This is a genomic window from Clostridium sp. YIM B02569 (assembly GCF_022320765.1).
Classification (GTDB): Bacteria; Bacillota; Clostridia; order Clostridiales; family Clostridiaceae; genus Clostridium; species Clostridium beijerinckii.
On sequence record NZ_JAKJJX010000021.1, the window covers coordinates 41,296 to 61,305 of the forward strand.

18 protein-coding genes, 1 pseudogene and 1 other annotated feature are annotated in these 20,010 nt (G+C 31.2%); all 19 genes and pseudogenes read right to left on the reverse strand.

Going from position 1 to position 20,010, the window contains the following annotated elements; genetic code table 11:
* Positions 1–74: 74 nt before the first annotated feature.
* The 19 genes and pseudogenes from L3B96_RS18255 to gap all read right to left on the reverse strand — a co-directional run bounded on the left by L3B96_RS18255 (position 75) and on the right by gap (position 19,977).
* Positions 75–989 (reverse strand): cysteine synthase family protein, encoded by a 915-nt coding sequence (locus L3B96_RS18255; RefSeq protein WP_238899300.1) that lies wholly within the window; start codon positions 987–989, stop codon positions 75–77.
* Positions 986–2,146: a PLP-dependent aspartate aminotransferase family protein gene (locus tag L3B96_RS18260; protein WP_023973646.1), complete on the reverse strand. Its 1,161-nt coding sequence runs from the start codon at positions 2,144–2,146 to the stop codon at positions 986–988. The genes L3B96_RS18255 and L3B96_RS18260 overlap by 4 nt, the downstream gene beginning before the upstream one ends.
* Before the next feature lie 243 nt (positions 2,147–2,389).
* A complete protein-coding gene (locus L3B96_RS18265) occupies positions 2,390–3,262 on the reverse strand; it encodes a radical SAM protein (protein WP_039773288.1) in 873 nt (290 codons plus the stop codon).
* A 137-nt stretch (positions 3,263–3,399) separates the two neighbouring features.
* On the reverse strand, positions 3,400–3,747 hold the full coding sequence (locus L3B96_RS18270) for a NifB/NifX family molybdenum-iron cluster-binding protein (protein ID WP_011967975.1): 348 nt from the start codon (positions 3,745–3,747) through the stop codon (positions 3,400–3,402).
* Between the two features lie 13 nt (positions 3,748–3,760).
* A complete protein-coding gene (locus L3B96_RS18275; RefSeq protein WP_238948260.1) occupies positions 3,761–4,606 on the reverse strand; it encodes a MetQ/NlpA family ABC transporter substrate-binding protein in 846 nt (281 codons plus the stop codon).
* 16 nt (positions 4,607–4,622) lie between these two features.
* Positions 4,623–5,291: a methionine ABC transporter permease gene (locus tag L3B96_RS18280; RefSeq protein ID WP_011967973.1), complete on the reverse strand. Its 669-nt coding sequence runs from the start codon at positions 5,289–5,291 to the stop codon at positions 4,623–4,625.
* Positions 5,288–6,067 (reverse strand): ATP-binding cassette domain-containing protein, encoded by a 780-nt coding sequence (locus tag L3B96_RS18285; RefSeq protein WP_039773286.1) that lies wholly within the window; start codon positions 6,065–6,067, stop codon positions 5,288–5,290. The genes L3B96_RS18280 and L3B96_RS18285 overlap by 4 nt, the downstream gene beginning before the upstream one ends.
* Positions 6,068–6,144: 77 nt before the next feature.
* Positions 6,145–6,999, reverse strand: a complete 855-nt coding sequence (nifH, locus tag L3B96_RS18290) for a nitrogenase iron protein (protein ID WP_011967971.1) — start codon at positions 6,997–6,999, stop codon at positions 6,145–6,147.
* Between the two features lie 184 nt (positions 7,000–7,183).
* Positions 7,184–7,312 (reverse strand): annotated as a pseudogene (locus tag L3B96_RS18295) (PLP-dependent transferase); the annotation flags it as partial.
* Between the two features lie 349 nt (positions 7,313–7,661).
* On the reverse strand, positions 7,662–8,990 hold the full coding sequence (locus L3B96_RS18300; protein WP_238948261.1) for a nitrogenase component 1: 1,329 nt from the start codon (positions 8,988–8,990) through the stop codon (positions 7,662–7,664).
* Positions 8,974–10,455 carry a nitrogenase component 1 gene (locus L3B96_RS18305; protein ID WP_238899294.1) on the reverse strand — a complete coding sequence of 494 codons (1,482 nt, stop codon included), beginning with the start codon at positions 10,453–10,455 and terminating at the stop codon, positions 8,974–8,976. Before L3B96_RS18305 ends, L3B96_RS18300 begins: the two co-directional genes overlap by 17 nt.
* A 289-nt stretch (positions 10,456–10,744) precedes the next feature.
* On the reverse strand, positions 10,745–10,897 hold the full coding sequence (locus tag L3B96_RS18310) for a YezD family protein (protein ID WP_023973655.1): 153 nt from the start codon (positions 10,895–10,897) through the stop codon (positions 10,745–10,747).
* A 121-nt stretch (positions 10,898–11,018) separates the two neighbouring features.
* Positions 11,019–11,257: a binding site (T-box leader), on the reverse strand.
* A gap of 233 nt (positions 11,258–11,490) precedes the next feature.
* Positions 11,491–11,724, reverse strand: coding sequence for a preprotein translocase subunit SecG (gene secG / locus L3B96_RS18315; RefSeq protein ID WP_238948262.1), 234 nt, complete (start codon positions 11,722–11,724; stop codon positions 11,491–11,493).
* Positions 11,725–11,944: 220 nt separating this feature from the next.
* On the reverse strand, positions 11,945–13,237 hold the full coding sequence (gene eno / locus L3B96_RS18320; RefSeq protein ID WP_238948263.1) for a phosphopyruvate hydratase: 1,293 nt from the start codon (positions 13,235–13,237) through the stop codon (positions 11,945–11,947).
* 388 nt (positions 13,238–13,625) lie between these two features.
* On the reverse strand, positions 13,626–14,231 hold the full coding sequence (locus L3B96_RS18325) for a hypothetical protein (protein ID WP_011967949.1): 606 nt from the start codon (positions 14,229–14,231) through the stop codon (positions 13,626–13,628).
* Between the two features lie 379 nt (positions 14,232–14,610).
* The gene (gpmI, locus tag L3B96_RS18330) at positions 14,611–16,149 is read right to left on the reverse strand and encodes a 2,3-bisphosphoglycerate-independent phosphoglycerate mutase (RefSeq protein ID WP_238948264.1); all 1,539 of its coding nucleotides are present in this window, start codon (positions 16,147–16,149) and stop codon (positions 14,611–14,613) included.
* 329 nt (positions 16,150–16,478) lie between these two features.
* A complete protein-coding gene (tpiA, locus tag L3B96_RS18335) occupies positions 16,479–17,225 on the reverse strand; it encodes a triose-phosphate isomerase (protein ID WP_238899292.1) in 747 nt (248 codons plus the stop codon).
* A 434-nt stretch (positions 17,226–17,659) separates the two neighbouring features.
* Positions 17,660–18,835 (reverse strand): phosphoglycerate kinase, encoded by a 1,176-nt coding sequence (locus L3B96_RS18340; protein ID WP_238899291.1) that lies wholly within the window; start codon positions 18,833–18,835, stop codon positions 17,660–17,662.
* 140 nt (positions 18,836–18,975) lie between these two features.
* Positions 18,976–19,977, reverse strand: a complete 1,002-nt coding sequence (gene gap / locus L3B96_RS18345; RefSeq protein ID WP_011967945.1) for a type I glyceraldehyde-3-phosphate dehydrogenase — start codon at positions 19,975–19,977, stop codon at positions 18,976–18,978.
* Positions 19,978–20,010: the final 33 nt, after the last annotated feature.

Here is a 20,010-nt window from a genome sequence, read left to right on the forward strand (position 1 = left end):
TTTTTTCCCATCCAAAATCAAAATCTTGTCCTTATATCTCTTATTTCCATAGCTCATTAATTTATTTATATTACTTAGTCATCAAACAATGTTGTACTTAGATATCTATCTCCCCTATCAGGAAAAACAACAACTATATTTCCACTATCGATTTCCTCAGATAACTTCAATGCTGCTGCAAGTATTGCTCCAGATGATGATCCAACTATTAAACCTTCCTTTTTAGCCAGTAACTTTACATTCTTAAAAGCCTCATCATCATTAACCTTTATAACTTTATCAACTAAAGATATATCCATTGTTTTAGGAACAAAATCATTTCCTATACCCTCTATTTTGTAACTCTTATGCTCTCCACCGACCATTGTTGACCCTTCTGGATCTGCGAGTACTCCTTTAATATCCTTATCCTTTTCTTTTAGATATTTTATGATCCCCGTAAATGTGCCTCCACTTCCTGCACCTGCCACAAAATAATTTATATTACCATCTAATGCTTTATATATTTCAGGGCCTGTTGTTTCATAATGAGCTAAAGGATTATCTTCATTTTCAAATTGACCTAGACTAATGCTATTGGGAATCTCTTTTAATAACTCATTAGCTTTATTTATAGCTCCAAGCATCCCTTCTTCATCTGGAGTATTAATGATTTTAGCCCCCAAAGCTTTCATTAGCTTTTGCTTTTCTATTGAAAATTTGGTTGGTACTACAAAGATTATATTATAGCCTCTATTTATTGCCGCTAGAGCTATACCAAGACCAGTATTTCCTGCTGTTGCATCAACTATGGTATACCCCCTCTTTAAGCTTCCATTTCTCTCAGCTCCCTCAATCATTGTTACTCCAATTCTATCTTTTATACTTCCACCAGGATTAAAACATTCAAGTTTAGCAAATATATTAACATTTTTTTTAACATTGATATGTGTGAGTTTTATAAGCGGAGTATTTCCAATAAGTTCTTTTACATCACTTACATAATTCATATCAAACTCTCCTTAAATGCATTGTTTAAGTCCTCAATTAGATCATCAATATTTTCTATCCCTACTGACAACCTAACTAGATTATCGACAATTCCAACCTCCTGCCTTATTTTATATGGAATTGCTGCATGTGTCATGCTAGCTGGGTGACATATTAAAGATTCCACCCCACCTAGACTTTCTCCTAAAGTTATAAGTCTTAGTGAACTTAGAAACTTTTTGTAATCTATTTTTTCATTTATAACAAAAGACAATACTCCCCCAAAGCCAGATGCTTGTTTCTTATGAATTTCATATCCTTTCGAATCCTTTATTCCTGGATAATAAATTTTAGTTATATATTCACTTTGAGATAAAAATTGTGCTATTTTCTCTGCATTTTCATTGTGCCTATCTAATCTAACACCTAAAGTTTTTATGCCTTGAAGCAATATAAATGAATCAAATGGTCCAAGTACTCCTCCCGTTGAATTTTGTATAAAGTGTAACTTGTCCCAAAGCTCATCATTATTTACAGCTATTAATCCAGCTACTACATTACTATGACCGCCTAAATACTTAGTAGCACTATGAACAACAATATCCGCTCCAAATTCTAAAGGTCTTTGCAAATATGGTGACATAAACGTATTATCCACAACAGTAAGTGCTCCGTATTCCTTTGCAAGCTTACTAACCTCTTCTATATCAGTAATATCCATGAGCGGATTTGTTGGAGTTTCAATAAAAACGGCCTTTATACTTGCATTGTCCTTTCCATTTTCTAAAATTCTTTTTACATCATTTAGTCTAGAAAAGTCAACTATCTCATATTGAAGATTAAAATTCTTAAATACTTTATCAATTACTCTAAAAGTTCCTCCATAAAGATTACTTGGAATTATCACTTTGTCACCGCTATGAAATAAAGATAAAACAGCCGTAATAGCAGCCATTCCGCTGCTAAATGCAAGTCCACCGCTTCCACTTTCCAACAAGGCAATAGTTTTCTCTAATGCTTCCCTTGTCGGATTTCCAGTCCTTGAATATTCATATCCTTTATTTTTACCTAACTGTTCTTGCTTATATGTGGACGTTTGATAGATTGGAACATTCACCGATCCTGTTGTCTCATCCCCATCAATTGCACCATGAACTAATAATGATTCTATTTTCATTTCTCTCTCCTCCTCAAGGTTTCGCTAGTGCAAAGTTTTCTACACTATTCTTTATTTCTTATATATAAAGGTTGCTACTATTTCTAAATATAAATTACTATATATTACTCATATTATTCTTATTTGTTTACTGTGTTTTAGGATAAATAAAATATTTATATTTTATTTATCCTAACGATTGTCATTATGAATACTTAATAATTTTTTAATACTTGTTTCTATTCATATTAATCAACTAATTTCCTATCCATGAGAGAAAGTTTCAACAACTTCTTTATCATATAATTGACCATGTATATCTTGATTTTTACCTGGAACTCCACAGGCATCAGCTCTGCAATGTTTGCAGTGCCTAAATACATCAAGATACTCACCTGCTTCTCCTCTACATTTATCAAGCATTAGGCATGATGGCGCTTCAAGATGAGAAAGTTCGTTTTGTGGTATTAGTGGAATTATATTTAATATTGATGCTCCTAACCCCTTAGTTACTTTAGCTATCTCCTTGATATGTCTATCATTAATTCCTGGTATTAAGACACTATTTATTTTTACTATAACTCCTAATTCGCTAATCTTTTTAATACCTCTAAGTTGTGCATTTATTAACTTCTTTGCACCTTCTTCCCCTTCTAGTCTTTTACCATCTTCATCAATTACAAAAGAACATATATCTTTTTGAATCTTTGGATCAATGGCATTAACAGTAACAGTTATTGTCTCAACCCCAGCTTCAACAATCTTTTCAGCCTTTTCTTCCAATCTTAATCCATTGGTACTTAAGCAGTTAATAAGATGAGGAAATTCTTTTTTTACTAATTTAAAAGTCTCAAGAGCATGATCAGTTGCAAGCGTATCTCCTGGACCTGCAATCCCTACAACACTAATTTCTGGACATAACATTAATGCTTTCCTAACAGTTTTTACAGCCTCTTCTGGAGTAAGTAGTAATGAACTTACACCTGGACGCACTTCTGATTTATTAAATCCCCTTCTGCAAAACTTACATTGTATGTTACATGAGGGACTCACTGGTAAGTGTATCCTCCCATATTTAAAATGCGCCTCCCCACCTAGGCACGGATGAGTTTTTACAAGGTGGTCAAAATTCCCCATATAGTTCACTTCCTTTATTCTAACTTTGATCAAAATTTATTCACTATCCAAAGTTTATTTTTATAATCTAAGTCCTAATTTAATTGAATTCTTTAAATACTATTTAGTTACTTGAATCATACTTATAACTTAGATTATTAATATAAATCTAAAATATTTACTTTTGAATTTAGCACTTTTTTTAGTATATCTTCTATAAAATAAGGTGCCTCAATTCCTTTTATTCCTTTCGCCTCAACCTCAGCTAAGGCTCCTTGTCCAATTCTCGCTACAAAGACTGCTTTACAATCAGATATTAATTCAATAGATTTACTTAAAGCATCCTCAGTGTGCTGAAATTCTTGGCACGATGGCTCATTAAATCTTGTCTCTACATACTTATATTCTTTATCATCCACTTCAACAATTAAGAATTGCTTTGTTCTTCCAAAATGTTGATTTACAACTTTTCCATCACTGCTTGCAAATGCTATTTTGTATGACATATCTTCCTCCTCTTTAAAATGCTGGAACTACTGCAGAACCATATTTTTCTTTAATAAAGTTTTTAACATCATCTGTAGTTAGGACTGAAATAAGTGCCTTGATTTCTTTTCTATCTTTATCTCCTTTTCTAACCGTAATTACATTTGCGTAAGGAGAATCTCCATCTTCCCTAAGAATTGCTGTATTTGGATCAATTTTAGCATCTAAAATTATATTAGTATTTATTACTGCTCCCGCTAAATCTCCAAGAGACCTAGGTAATTGTGCTACATCTGCCTCTACAAATTGAAGATGTTTAGGATTTTCAGCTATATCATTTGGTGTCGCAGAATAATTTTCTAATCCACTTTTTAGTTTAATTAGTCCATTTTTTTCAAGAAGAACTAAAGCTCTATATTCATTGGAAGGGTTGTTAGGTATACCTATCTTATCCCCATCTTGTAAATCATTTATTGATTTAAGTTTATTAGAATATAATCCTATGGGCTCAACGTGTATTTTTCCTGCCACTTCAAAGTCGTATCCTTTTTCTTTTGATACAGACTCTAAGTAAGGAACATGTTGAAAATAATTTGCATCAATTTGCTTTTCATCCAATGCCGGATTTAGCTGGCCTTCATCATCAAGGGTCACTATTTCTAAGTTAATACCTTGTTCCTTTAGTTTTGGCTTAATATGCTCTAATATCTCAGCATGCGGTGTTAATGCTGCACCTACTTTTAAAGTCACTTCGCTCTTTTCAGTTGTTGTTGATGCACTTGTAGCTTTGCTTGTATCTTCTTTGTTAGCTGAGCATCCAGCAAATACTCCTACTAAAAGTAATCCACTTGTAATTATTGATAATAATTTTTTCTTCAATTTAATCCCTCCATATTTATTCAAACTTAAATCTCTTCTTATTAATTGACTTTGCGATGAGATCTCCAATAAGCTGTATAGCTTGTACTATAATAACTAGAATAACCACAGTCCCTATAAGTACATCTGTACGAAATCTTTGGTAGCCAAATCTTATAGCTAAACTTCCAAGTCCACCAGCACCAATTGCACCTGCTATAGCTGTAAAGCCTATTATTCCTATAATTGCTATAGTTATTCCTCTTACAATTGAAGGAAGAGCTTCTGGAAGCAGAACTTTTTTTATTATATCAATAGGAGTTGCACCCATTGATTCTGCAGCTTCTATTTTTCCAAATTCAACTTCCTTTAAGCTGTTTTCAATTATTCTCGCAATAAATGGAGCTGAACCTATTGAAATAGATACTATTGCTGCATTTGCACCTAATGTGGTCCCAACAATAAATTTTGATAATGGCAATAATATAATTATTAATATTATTTCAGGCGTGGATCTTATTACATTAATTAAGAAACCAGCGATTTTGTTAACTTTATATAAAGGAAAAATTCCGCCTTTATCCGTAACAACCAATAATACTCCAATTGGCACACCTATCAAAAAGGCTACTATGGATGAAAGCAATACCATATATAAAGTTTCCTCTGTTCCAACTAAAAGCAATTTAACTAAATCATTGCTCATATTCCTTCACCCCCTGAAAATTTCCTATTATTTTGAAATCCTTCTGTTATTGTTATAAATTTCTTTAAAGTATCACTTTTAGGATTTAAAAATAAGTTTTCTGTATTTCCCTCTTCTACTATATGACCATCTTCTAAAACTACCATATTATTAGTGCAATACCTTAACACATCTAGTTCGTGTGTTATTATCACTATTGTTAAGCTTAACCTTTGGTTTATATTTTTCAAAAGTTCTAAAATTGAAAAGGTGGTTTGTGGATCTAAAGCAGAAGTTGCTTCATCACTTAAAAGTACATCCGGATCATTAGCCAAAGCTCTTGCAATACCAACCCTTTGTTTTTGCCCTCCACTTAGTTGAAGTGGATATGAATCCCTTTTTTCTGACAATTCAACTAATTCCAATATCTCTTCAACTCTTCTCTTTATTGCCTCTTTCTTATATCCTGAAATTTCTAATGGAAAAGCAATATTTTCATAAACAGTTTTTGAATCAAATAAATTAAATTGTTGAAATATCATACCTATTTTTTTTCTAGCACTTCTTAATTCTTTTCCATTTAACTTAGTTATCTCATTTTCTCCAATGATTATATTACCAGAATCGGGTTTTTCAAGACCATTTAAACAACGTATTAATGTCGATTTACCTGCGCCGCTAAAACCAATTACTCCAAATATATCCCCTCGCGCTATTTCTAGGCTTATATCTCTCAATACCTCAACTTTTCCTGTTGGAGTATTAAATGTTTTACTTATATTCTTAACAGTTATCATAAAATTGCCTCCCATTACCTCGAATAATGATGTTTTAAGTCTTCCTATTCCTTATAATATGTCTAAAAGATTTTAAACTAAATTATATAATCCTCATCTAAATCCATTAATCCATATTCTATTAAAATTTCTTCGAGTCTGTCTTGAGTCATTGGTTTTGGAATTACAAATAAATCATTTTCTTCTATCTTTCTAGCTAATTCTCTGTACTCATCAGCCTGTTTATCTTCTGGGTTAAACTCTATGACAGTCTTTTTTCTTATTTCAGCTCTCTGAACAACATTATTTCTTGGTACAAAATGAATTAATTGTGTTCCAAGTTCCTTTGCAAAAGCTTTTAACAGGTCAAGCTCTCTATCAACATTTCTGCTATTACATATTATTCCTCCAAGTCTAACTCCACCTTTTAGCGCATACTTTTGAATTCCTTTGGAGATGTTATTTGCAGCATATAATGCCATCATTTCACCGCTTGCAACTATATATATCTCTTTTGCTTTACCTTCTCTTATAGGCATTGCAAAACCTCCACATACAACATCCCCAAGAACGTCGTAAAATACATAATCTAAATCTTCAGTGTAGGCTCCTAACCTTTCAAGCATTCCAATAGAGGTTATAATTCCTCTTCCTGCGCATCCAACTCCAGGCTCTGGGCCTCCAGATTCAACGCATTTTATACCTTTAAAACCTGTCTTCATAATGGCTTCAAGCTCTATATCTTCTCCTTCTTCTCTCAAAGTATCTAAAACAGTTCTTTGAGCTAGTCCCCCCAATAATAATCTTGTTGAATCTGCTTTAGGATCGCAACCAACTACCATTACATTTTTTCCAAGCTCTGCAAGCCCTGCTGTTAAATTTTGAGTTGTTGTTGATTTTCCTATTCCCCCCTTACCGTAAATTGCCACTTGTCTTAAAGTTTTTTCTGCCATTGCTATATTCTCCTTTTTTATAAATTATTAAAACTTATCGGCATATAAAAATATGAATTCTTTTAATTGGTCATTTCTCTATTTTAATATACCTAAAGTATTTTTAAACTTTCCCTATACTTAGCTTAAAGCTTCCTTAAAAGCTTGTCTTAAATCATTAATTAAATCTTCAGAATCCTCAAGGCCAATTGAATTTACCACTATCAACTATTACTCCTGCAATCACGTTTCCATGGCCACTTAGGACTTTTGTTGCTGAGTATATTACTATATCTGCTCCATATTTAATAGGATTAAATAGATATGGTGTTGCATATATCGGTACTGATGCAGCATCATTATGTTCCTTTGGATTGTATCCTCCTCTAACTTTAATAGTATCGAACTTGTAATTACTCATCTTTCTCCCTCCAAATTTATCAATTATTGATGTTGATCTGCATTAATAATTTTTATAAAAACGCTCATATTTAAAATCTCTATAAATCCATATAATCCCTTTTTTTTATATTTAGTTGGCTTAAATCCATCTCAAACCTGCTATTTATCTATAAATATTTATATATTTTTATATTTAAATTCTTATCTAGATACATATTTAAATAGTTAAATTTTTTTCTATTTAACTATATACATATTTAAACTCTTACATATTTTCATATTTATCTATAGGTGTTTAGCACTCTATCATATATGTCCTCAATTGCTCTAAGCCCCCCATTGTATCCTGCGTAACCACAATTTAATATAAGTCTATATGTTACTGGCACACTAGTGATAAGCAAATCTGCATTTAATTTTGCCGCTAAATCTCTATCCCAGCCGCTTCCAAGTATTAAAGCCCTGCCTTCTTGAAAATCTTTTTCTTTTTCCTTTTCTATTTCCAATTGAACTGCGCCAGCATCTACATTAAATTCAACTTCTGCTGATCTATATTCAGATATGCTTTCAAATTCTTTTATTATAGATTCTTTATATTGCTCTGGGGTATCATCAATAATAAATTGCTTTCCTGGAAGTATTCCAAGTTCATTTAATAGGAATTTAGAAAATCCTAATGAATGCGATGCATCTAAAATGCTGTAGAATTTTCTAGGCAAACCATATCTAAACTCAAGCATAAAGTCCGCAGTTTTTTCTATATGAAAATAAAATTTTTCTTCTTCTTTCTTTATAAAATTCTCAACCTTATTCTTATCTAAATCTGCAAATTCACCAACTTGCCTTAAAAATTTCGATGTAGCAATTGCTCCTATTGGTAAGTATGGAAAATGCACGTATGGTGTTTTATATTTATTTTTTAGATGTTCTGCAATATTTAATCCTACCCATGAACTTGCAACTATATTAAACTCTGCATTAGGTATTGTCTTCCATTCTTCAATACCATTAGATTCATTTCCAAAAAGTATATTTACTTCTAAACCAATACCTTCAAGAACTCTTTTTATTTCTTCTAAATTTCCACTCCAATATGGATCTTGATAAGGTACTGTTACAAATACATTTACGAGCCCCTTTTTTACTCCATTGCTATTTTTGAATTTATCTACATATTGATCTATTATTGCATTGACAACTTCACTATGACTTACGTAATTATTGCTTTTAAATCCACCTGTCTCTACATATACAATAGGTTTGTTTCCTTCTTGATATTTTGACGTAACACTTCCTACATCATCTCCAACAATATCTGATGTGCATCCAGTAAGTACCACATACAAATCAGCATCTATTACTTGGAAAGCTCCATCAATAACATTCTTAAGTTTTCGTTCCCCACCAAACACTACATCAGCTTCTGTAGCATTAGTACACGGAATTGTATTTCCTCCAGCATAGCCTTCGCCTTGTCCTATTAAAGAACTAATTTTATTACTGCATCCTGGTCCAGAATGTAGTATAGGAACTCCTCGTTTTATGGCTATTACTGTTTGCTGTGCTCCTAAAGCACAGGAAAATCTAGGTTGTTCAATAATTTTCGACACTACTATTACCTCCTAAGAAAGTAAATGGATCTTGATCTAGCCACCATTTTGTATAAGGCATAGTACTATGCTTGGCTAAATTACTTACAAATTCTCTATTATCAAGGGTTTCAACTATTCTTGAAGCATAATTTAAAACTCCCTGATATCCAAAACCAAATTGCTCATCCCCAATTAATAAAGTTGGTATTCCAAGCTTTGCCCCCCACATAGTCATTCCACCATGTCTTGCAATCATAAGATCTGGTTTTACTCTGTTTAATATATTAACCAATTCATAGGCTTGTTTATTACAAACATTGTAGTGCTTGATATCACCATAAATATTGACTGTTTGAGCTAAAGCATCCGAAGTTTTATCTTTATTGTCATATAGAGGATCATGATGAAATATTGCTGCCCCTTGAACATTTAACCCAAGCTCTCTAAGCATTGCTATTATTGCATGGCCATGAGCCGCTCCCGCTGTTACATATGCTGTCTTCCCTTTTAGTTTGTATCTATATTCTTCAAGTTTAGGTAGTACCCTTTCATGCTCTTCTTTTATAATTTCTTCAATTTCTTCCTCTTTGCCTAATACTCTACCAATCTCTCTCATCCATATATCTGTTCCTTCTATACCATAGGCTGGTGGAGACTTTATTTCTTTGACTCCATATTCTTGTTCTAAAGCTGCCCCTAAATAAGTGCTAAGGGATGGGCATATATGGATTGTTGCTGCTGCCTCTGAAATATACTCAAGTTCTGCAACCGTTGAAAATGGTACAATATATTGTGCTTCATAACCCAATCTATTTAAAAATTCATCAAAAATATGACTTCCCCAGAAATTAGCTACATTGATTTTATTTGTTTTCTTTCTAGGCGGCTTTACTAACTTTCTTAAAATTGAGTGATAAGCAGCATCAAAGCCTGTTGTCCATATTTTAGATCTAAACCCTTCACAAGAACATGATATAACTGGTATACCTAGCTCTTTTGACAAATTTTCAGTTATCGCATCTACATCCTCACCTATGATCCCAGATGCACAAGAAGTTGTAACAAAGATTGCATTAGGTTTGGTTCTTTTATATGCTTCTCTTACGGTATCCTCTAATTTCTTAGCTGCACCGAAAACAGTATCTTTTTCTTCAATGCAGGTACTAAAATATCTTCCTATTGTAGCCGGAAGCTCTCTTTTCATCTGTTCGACTCTATAAGTAAAATTAAATCCAAAGAAATCACCTGCGCATCCTATAGGTGCATGATTAACAACAACTGCATCTCTTATCATAGATAATTGACAAAAAGCATGACCTGCGTTACATCCCATACATTGAGAAAATTTTCTTGAACTATCTTTCAATTTTCCCGCATGAGCACATGTGACAAGTTCCTTGGCTGATCCATTAAAGCCAGTAATTGAACCTAACCTTGTCTCCCTTATAGTCACTGAACATTCTTTTAAATTAATTGTTCCCATAATTACGACTTTCCTCCTTAAATTATTTAAAATAATATTTTTCTTAAAAAAGAAAAGAGGACATACTTCTATTAATTAGAAGTATGTCCTCTAGCTTTCCAGTCAGACTTACTTAAATATTATTCTTTTCCATATCCTCTTATTCATATAAGATTGCTGTGTTTTTATATAATATATTCCCTAAACTCAAATTTGTCAATCTCTTTTTTGAGTTTATTATGCTTAAAGCTCTCATTAATATTTATACTCATAATATATAATCATACTTCTCTAGATGCTAACTAAAATACTATCTCATTCTTATTTTTTCGTTCTTGTCCACCTGTATTACTACTCCATCCTGTATTATTAACGTTATTGATCCAAATCTTATTTTTTCAACCATCTTTAGTATTTCCTCTAGTTTTTTATTTTCCATAATTTCTTTACTATTAATATCCATATAATCCCCTCCACAATTTGATATATACAAATTATCTATATATAATTATTTACAAATCATATATTTCCCCAGAAATTTGGCATATAAATTTCTCCTAAAAAAATAAACTACCTCTGCAAAAAACAGAGGCAGAAAATTTCCGCGGTTCCACTCTGATTGTTATTCTTAATGCTTAAATGCATTTTTATTCAACAACATCTTTATGTGCTATATCAGGCACACCTGCTAAGCCTACTTTTAACTTCAACTTAGTGCTCCAGGATGCATTCAACTAGGTTCAATTTAGAATTCCTCACAGCCTTTTGAGAATTCCTCTCTAAAAACTTCCACTAACTTACTTGTTCCCTTCATAGCATTAATCTTTTATAATTATATTAATATTTATTCATATTATTCCTATTAAATTACTACGATTTATTTTTATTTAATTATATTCCATATAGTTGCAATTAGTCAATACGTTTTATATACCACTTTATTAACCATTTGACTAAATTTATTATTTTATGATGATAATAAGTTTCTATGATTATATGGACATCCTAAAATTTAAAAATAAAAAAAAGCTACCTAAGTAAAGTAGCTTATAGTTATTATTTTATTAAATTTAATAAAACTGTATTAATTGCAAACAACGCCATAAAAATAACTGTTAATCTCACAAGAATTACTTCTTTAGTTCTCGATTTATTTTTTGCAAAGAATGTATCTTTTGTGCCTCCTTGTATTAAACCACTTAACGCATCAGCTTTACTAGGTTGCATATAAACAGTTATAATAGTAGCTAAGCCTAATATTCCTTCAAAAATTAATAATATATTTTGCATAGGTAACACCTCCTATAATGATCAATAACATACGTTTAATAATATCACATTTATTTACTTATTACAACTTATGTAATAAAAATTACATTAAGATCAAATTATTTAGAATTTAGAAAAAAGTTATAAGAACTATATTCCTATAACTTTTCCTAATAAACTTTATTATGATTTATCCTTAAGCAACATTACTTCTTACTTAAAAATTATCTTTAATAATAATTTATTTTATATTAAAGAAAGCTTTTCTTCCTCTGTACTCAGCAACATCATTTAACTCTTCTTCAATTCTTAACAATTGATTATACTTAGCAACTCTTTCTGATCTAGCTGGTGCTCCAGTCTTTATTTGACCTGCATTTACAGCTACAACTAAGTCAGCTATAGTTGTATCTTCTGTTTCTCCTGATCTATGAGAAACAACTGCTGTATATCCAGCTCTATTTGCCATTTCTATAGCATTTAATGTCTCTGTTAATGTACCTATTTGATTTAGCTTAATAAGAATTGAATTAGCTACACCAAGATCAATACCTTTTTCAAGTCTTTCTGTATTAGTAACAAATAAATCATCACCAACTAATTGAACTTTCTTTCCTAATCTTTCAGTTATAAGCTTCCAACCTTCCCAATCTTCTTCTGCCATGCCATCTTCAATTGAGATAATTGGATATTTATTAACCCAATCTTCAAAGAAATCAACCATCTCTGCTGATGTTAATGTTCTTCCTTCATGTTCTAATACGTATTTACCATCTTTATAATATTCTGATGAAGCAGCATCAATTGCTATAAAGATTTCTTCTCCAGCCTTATATCCAGCTTTTCCTATTGCTTCAATTATTACATCAAGAGCTTCTTGATTTGATTTTAAGTTTGGTGCAAATCCACCTTCATCACCAATACCTGTTGAATAACCTTTATCATTTAAAATTTTCTTTAATGTGTGATAAACTTCAGCACACATTCTTAACGCTTCACTAAATGTAGGTGATCCTGCTGGCATGATCATAAATTCTTGTAAATCTACAGAGTTATCAGCATGTGATCCACCATTTAATATGTTCATCATAGGGACTGGCAATACTTTTGAATTAACTCCACCGATATATCTATATAAAGGCATATCTAATGAATTTGCAGCTGCATTTGCAACAGCTAATGAAACTCCTAATATAGCATTAGCACCAAGCTTACTCTTATTGTTTGTTCCATCTAATTCAATTAGCATTTTATCAATGTAAGTTTGTTCAAACACATTGCATCCAATTAATTCTTCTGCAATAATTTCATTTACATTTCTAATTGCATTTAAAACACCTTTTCCTAAAAATTTATCTTTATCACCATCTCTTAATTCTACTGCCTCATACATTCCTGTTGAAGCTCCTGATGGAACTGCTGCTCTTCCAATTGTTCCATCTTCTAAATATATTTCTACCTCTACTGTTGGGAAACATCTTGAGTCTAAAATTTGTCTTGCAACTACATCTACAATTTCTAAATAATCTTTCATTTAATATTACCTCCTCATTTTTATAATTGTATTGAGAATTCTTATCAATATAATTATAATACATAATTTACTAAATAAAAAGCTTTTTATTTCATTTACCATAATATTATTGGTAAAATAATTTAGGAATATTCATATTATTTTTTATGTAAATATAAAACTGACTTATATGGTTTAATTAGATCAAAAGTCAAACTTACATAACATAATTTATTTGTTTAATTTATACAATTCTTCTTAACATATTAGCCCATATAATCTTTTATATAAATTCCATTAGAGATTTACTCAAAATGATACTAATGCCATAAAATTTATAAGTGTTTTACTTAAAACTCATTACATTAAATATTCATTTTGAGTTATCTTCTCCTATATCTTTATATATTTAATCATCATCTAATATCGATAAATTTTTTGCCCCACAATATCTTCTAAATTTTAATTCCCATGATGCAGCTTTCTTTGCGTCTATTTTCTTTATACATTCAAAAAATTCATCCAATACACCAACTTTGCATAATCCCTTCATTAAGTGTCTTGGATAATCAACCTTTCTACTGTACGCCTTTTTAGGATCTATTATCATAAGTTTTTCATCCTCTGAGACATAAACATCTTTACATCTGATATCTAATTTTTTAAATTTAAGTCTCTTGAATTCTAATAATAATTCATATATGTTTCTAACTAATCTTTCACTTAACCCATTCTCCTTTATATGCTTATCAAGCCTTATTCCATCCACAAGATCCCTTATCACATAGAATTTTCCTCTCTTATACATATAGGGAAAGTATTTCGACCCATTAGTTTTAGCAAGAATACTGCCCTCATCATTACATACCTTTTTCCTCAGAAATATTTTGATAGCTTTTTTATTTGGCAACTCATAAACCACACCATTGTTTCCCTCACCTAGATACTTAGCCTCTCTAAATAATTTTTCTGTATACTCATCAAAATCAGCAGAATATGCAAAATTCTTTTTCATATTATCAATCCTAAATCTTTTTTACTAATATATTAATTTTATGCTTATTTTATGCAATTCTGAGTAAATCCTTCTTTAAAATCTTATTTTTCTTCCCTTATTTAAGTAGATTTGTACTTAGTCATATATATGTTTAAATCCACAATTACTGATAAAATTCTTGCAATATTTTCAAAATTATCATAAAGAATTATTTTTGCAATATATATAATAAGTTTTAATTAATTAAGCTTATAATTTAGTGTATATAACATTGGCTTTTTTTAATGATAACTCAGATTTTAATAAAGAAATTTCAAAAAATTATATTTTTTCTAAAATAAAAAACTGCCTGAAACAATTTAAAAATTATTTCAAGCAGCTTTTTTATTAATTAAAATTACTTATTTACTATTAGATTTTCTCCAGTCATTTCTGTAGGAACTTCAAGTCCTAATTGAACTAACATTGTTGGAGCAATATCAGCAAGTTTTCCGTTGCTTAATTTATTACCTTCAGTATCATTTGCAACCCAAACAAATGGTACTTCATGTGTAGTATGCGCTGTATATGGGTTTCCTGTTGAAAAATCTATCATAGTTTCAGCATTACCATGATCCGCAGTGATAAATAAGCATCCATTCTTTTCCAAAATTTTATTTGCAATCTTTCCTACACATTCATCAACTGTTTCGATTGCTTTAACTGCAGCCTCAACAACTCCTGTGTGACCTACCATATCTGGATTAGCAAAGTTTAGAATTACCATGTCGTATTTATCACTATCTAATCTATTTAGTAATTCATCTGTTACTTCATATGCACTCATTTCTGGTTTCAAATCATAAGTTGCAACCTTTGGTGAAGGTATAACTTTTCTGTCTTCACCTGGATTTTCTTTCTCTACTCCACCATTAAAGAAGAAAGTAACGTGAGCATATTTCTCAGTTTCTGCTATTCTTAATTGATTTAAGCCCTTATTACTTACATATTCTCCAAGAGTATTACTTAAAGTTTGAGGAGTATATGCAACATTTACTCTTTCTAGAGTCTTATCATATTGAGTCATTGTTACAAAAGTAAGATCTAAAGTTTCTCTCTTGAATCCTGCAAATTCTTTATCATTAATAGCTCTAGTTATTTCTCTTGCTCTATCTGGTCTAAAGTTAAAGAATATAACTGAATCTCCATTTTTAATAGTTGCAGTTGGATTACCATTTTCAGTTACAACTGTTGGTAATACAAATTCATCAGTTTTATTATCATGATATGATTTTTCTATAGCTTCAGTTGCACTACTTGCAGTTTCACCTTTTCCTAAAACTAAAGCATTATATGCAAGTTCAACTCTTTCCCATCTATTATCTCTATCCATTGCATAGTATCTACCACTTACAGTTGCAATCTTACCTACCCCTACTTCAGCCATCATCTTTTCAGTTTTTTCAATGAATTCTTGTCCTGATGAAGGTGGCACATCTCTTCCATCCATAAATGCATGAACATAAACATTTTGAACTTCTTCTTTCTTAGCAAATTCTAAAAGACCTCTTAAATGTTCTATATGTGAATGAACTCCACCATCTGATAATAAGCCCATTAAATGTAAAGACGATCCTGTCTTTTTAGCATTAGTCATAGCTAATTTTAATGATTCGTTCTCAAAAAAATCTCCATCTGCTATTGCTTTTGTAATTCTTGTTAATTCTTGGTATACTATTCTACCAGATCCGATATTTAAGTGACCAACTTCTGAATTACCCATTTGACCTTCTGGTAATCCAACAGCTAAGCCACTAGCTTGTAATTGTGAAGTTGGGTATTTTTCGAATAGTTTATCTAAATTTGGCTTTTTCGCTAAAGTTACAGCATTTCCTTCTGATTTTGGTGCAATCCCAAAACCATCTAATATCATTAACATAACAGGTTTTTTTGACATTTCCTATCCCTCCAAATATTTTCACAAAATATACTATAAAATTCTTAGATTTCTTTATTAAATTAATATCTGTAAGTTAACTAAATAAATTTATTTGTTAGAAATATATAATATTAAATATTATCATTTATTATGTTTTACATACTATTAATATCTTAAATTATATTATTTTTTTACACTTAATGCAACTTTATAAAGATTTAAAGTAAATTTATGTTATTATAATATAAATGTTTTATGAATTACTTTAATATCAAATTATTATTTACTTAAAAAAAGCTGTCTTAGTGCGATTTTCGTCATTCTAAGACAGCTTAAAAAATTTAATACTAATAATTAACTATTGCAGCGAAATCAGCTGGAACTAAGCTAGCTCCACCAACTAATGCTCCGTCTATATCAGACATTTCCATTTGTGCTTTTATTGTATTTGGTTTAACTGATCCACCGTATTGAATTCTTGTTTTTTCAGCCGATTCTGATCCATACATTTCAGCAACCATAGCTCTTATAGCCTTGATTGTTTCATTTGCTTGTTCATCAGTAGCAGTTTTTCCTGTTCCAATTGCCCAGATTGGTTCGTAAGCAATAACAAGTTTTTCTACTTGTTCATTAGTTAATCCAGCTATATCAGCTTTTATTTGAGCTTCAATAACTTTATTAGTAGTTCCGTTTTCTCTTTGTTCTAAAGATTCTCCACAACAAAGTATTGGAGTAATATTATGTTCGAAAGCTTTCTTAACTTTTTTGTTTAATGCTTCATCAGTTTCATTGAAGTATTCTCTTCTTTCACTATGACCTAAAACAACATAATCTATTCCCATAGCTTCAAGCATTCCTGGAGCAACTTCTCCTGTGAAAGCTCCACTTTCTTCAAAATGCATGTTTTGTGCAGCAACCTTTATATTTGAACCAGCTACAGCCTTTTTAACAGCATCTAAACATACAAATGTAGGACATACAACTACATCACATGTAGCATCTTTAACTAATAGCTTTAATTCTTCTACCATTTTAACTGCTTCATCAATAGTTTTATTCATTTTCCAGTTTCCTGCGATAATTGCTTTTCTCATTCCACTCACCTCATAATTTTTTTATTAATGAAACTTATAAATTGTCTTAATTATATTATGAATCTATATAAGCTTAAGGAAAGTGATCAAATTTCCTTAAGCTTATTATATATCTACAAAAATTACAAACTAAATATTTAAGAATGGCTCCTTGGCCTTGGACCCACCAAATCCCGTCGAATTTGCTTCCTAAAAAATAGCTTATTACTTTTTTTGAATATATATTCCCTAACTATTCAAATATCTTACTTAACCATCTAGCATCTTCAAAAATCTATTACTTAAATATAAGAGATATGTTTACACTCTTGTGGATAAGTTCAACTTAAATTCATTAGGGGGCAATCACTACCTATCAAGTTTCACTATATAATCTAACTAAACTTATAAACTTCTTTTGAAAATATTATTTATTCAAAACCAATTATTTAAAATTAGTCGTTTAATGCAGCGATTCCTGGTAATACTTTACCTTCTAAGAATTCTAATGATGCTCCACCACCTGTTGAAATGTGAGTCATCTTATCTCCAAATCCTAAAATATTAACAGCAGCAGCTGAATCTCCACCACCAATTATAGTAGTAGCATCTGCATCAGCCATAGCCTTAGCTACTGCAATTGTTCCTTTATTATAGTTTTCGAATTCAAATACACCCATTGGTCCATTCCAAATTACAGTCTTAGCATCTTTAATTGCATCAGCATATAAAGTTTCTGTCTTTGGTCCAATATCTAATCCCATGTTTCCTACTGGAATATTTTGATCTTCAGTAATTGTAGCTTCTACATCTTTAAATTCTGCAGCAACTCTGTGATCTACTGGTAATAAGAATTTAACTCCTTTTTCAGCAGCCTTAGCAACCATTTCTTTAGCATATTCAAGTCTATCTTCTTCAACTAATGAAGTTCCGATTTCATATCCTTGAGCTTTTAAGAATGTATAAGCCATTCCTCCACCGATAATAATTGTGTTAACTTTATCTAAAAGATTGTTTATAACAGCGATTTTATCAGAAACTTTAGCTCCACCTAAGATAGCAACGAATGGTCTTACTGGACTTTCAACTGCATTTCCTAAGAATTTTAATTCTTTTTGGATTAAGTATCCACATACAGCTGTATCTAAATAATCAGTTACACCAACAGTTGAACAGTGAGCTCTATGAGCTGTTCCAAATGCGTCATTAACAAATACATCAGCTAATGAAGCTAATTCTTTAGAGAATTCTGGAATGTTCTTAGTTTCTTCTTTTCTGCATCTTGTGTTTTCTAATAAAACGATGTCTCCATCTTTCATTTCTGAAACTGCTTTTTTAGCGTTTTCGCCAACAACTTCTTCATCTCTAGCAAAAATAACTTCTTTCCCTAGCATTTCGCTTAATCTTGTAGCTACTGGTGCTAATGATTTTGAAGCATCTTTTCCTAAATGTGAACAAAGAATAACCTTTGCACCTTTTTCTACTAAATATTTAATAGTTGGAAGAGCTCCTACCAATCTATTTTCATCAGTTATAACTCCATCTTTAAGTGGTACGTTAAAGTCACATCTTACTAGTACTTTTTTTCCACTCACTTCAATATCTTCAATTGTTTTCTTATTGAAATTCATTTATTTTCACCTCTGATATTTATTTTATTGATTATTCCTTCATTTTAAAATAGTCTGGCTTTATAGCCTTATACTACAAAACCAGACTTATTTACTTTAACATAAATTTGCGCTCTTTATGTTCTAAGATATAATTCAAATTACTTTAAGTTAGCGAAGTATCCTAAAGTTCTGATTAATTGGTTAGTGTATGACATTTCGTTATCGTACCAAGCAGCTACTTTAACTAATTGTTCTCCATTAACTTCCATAACTTTAGTTTGAGTACCATCGAATAATGAACCGAAGCTGCTTCCGATTATATCGCAAGAAACTATTTCATCTTCAGTGTATCCGAAAGATTCAGTTGCAGCAGCTTTCATAGCAGCGTTAACTTCATCTACAGTAACTTTCTTAGATAAAGTACAAACTAATTCAGTTAATGAACCAGTGATTGTTGGAACTCTTTGAGCACCACCATCTAATTTTCCAGCTAATTCTGGAATAACTAATCCGATTGCTTTAGCAGCACCAGTTGAGTTAGGAATGATAGAAGCTGCAGCAGCTCTAGCTCTTCTTAAATCACCTTTTCTGTGTGGAGCATCTAAAGTATTTTGATCGTTAGTGTATGAGTGAATTGTAGTCATGAAACCTTTTGTTAATCCAAAATCATCACTTAATACTTTAGCCATTGGAGCTAAACAGTTAGTAGTACATGAAGCACCTGAAATAACTGTATCTTCTGCCTTTAAGATGTCGTGGTTTACATTGTAAACTACTGTTGGTAGATCATTTCCTGCAGGAGCTGAAATAACAACTTTCTTAGCACCAGCTGCGATATGAGCTGAAGCTGATTTCTTTGATGCAAAGAATCCAGTACATTCTAAAACGATATCTACGTTTAATTCTCCCCATGGTAAGTTTTCAGGCTTAGCATCAGCAGTAACCTTAATTTCTTTTCCATTAACTACGAAAGCTCCTTCTTTAACTTCGATTTCTCCATCGAATCTTCCTTGAGCTGAATCATATTTAAATAAATGAGCTAACATTTTAGCATCTGTTAAGTCGTTGATTGCAACCACATTAAATTCAGGGTTGTTAATCATTAATCTTAAAGCTAATCTTCCTATTCTTCCAAAACCATTAATTGCTACGTTTACCATTACAATTACCTCCTAATAATGCTTTTCTTTTTT

Coding starts and splice junctions, on each gene's coding strand:
- L3B96_RS18255 (WP_238899300.1), bottom strand. CDS start 989: ATGAATTATGTAAGTGATGTAAAAGAACTTATTGGAAATACTCCGCTT.
- L3B96_RS18270 (WP_011967975.1), bottom strand. CDS start 3,747: ATGTCATACAAAATAGCATTTGCAAGCAGTGATGGAAAAGTTGTAAAT.
- secG (WP_238948262.1), bottom strand. CDS start 11,724: ATGCAAAATATATTATTAATTTTTGAAGGAATATTAGGCTTAGCTACT.
- L3B96_RS18305 (WP_238899294.1), bottom strand. CDS start 10,455: ATGGGAACAATTAATTTAAAAGAATGTTCAGTGACTATAAGGGAGACA.
- gap (WP_011967945.1), bottom strand. CDS start 19,977: ATGGTAAACGTAGCAATTAATGGTTTTGGAAGAATAGGAAGATTAGCT.
- L3B96_RS18340 (WP_238899291.1), bottom strand. CDS start 18,835: ATGAATTTCAATAAGAAAACAATTGAAGATATTGAAGTGAGTGGAAAA.
- L3B96_RS18285 (WP_039773286.1), bottom strand. CDS start 6,067: ATGATAACTGTTAAGAATATAAGTAAAACATTTAATACTCCAACAGGA.
- nifH (WP_011967971.1), bottom strand. CDS start 6,999: ATGGCAGAAAAAACTTTAAGACAAGTGGCAATTTACGGTAAGGGGGGA.
- L3B96_RS18265 (WP_039773288.1), bottom strand. CDS start 3,262: ATGGGGAATTTTGACCACCTTGTAAAAACTCATCCGTGCCTAGGTGGG.
- L3B96_RS18260 (WP_023973646.1), bottom strand. CDS start 2,146: ATGAAAATAGAATCATTATTAGTTCATGGTGCAATTGATGGGGATGAG.
- tpiA (WP_238899292.1), bottom strand. CDS start 17,225: ATGAGAAAAGCAATTATCGCAGGAAACTGGAAAATGAATAAAACTATT.
- gpmI (WP_238948264.1), bottom strand. CDS start 16,149: ATGTCAAAAAAACCTGTTATGTTAATGATATTAGATGGTTTTGGGATT.
- eno (WP_238948263.1), bottom strand. CDS start 13,237: ATGAAAGATTATTTAGAAATTGTAGATGTAGTTGCAAGACAAATTTTA.
- L3B96_RS18325 (WP_011967949.1), bottom strand. CDS start 14,231: ATGAAAAAGAATTTTGCATATTCTGCTGATTTTGATGAGTATACAGAA.
- L3B96_RS18280 (WP_011967973.1), bottom strand. CDS start 5,291: ATGAGCAATGATTTAGTTAAATTGCTTTTAGTTGGAACAGAGGAAACT.
- L3B96_RS18310 (WP_023973655.1), bottom strand. CDS start 10,897: ATGGATATTAATAGTAAAGAAATTATGGAAAATAAAAAACTAGAGGAA.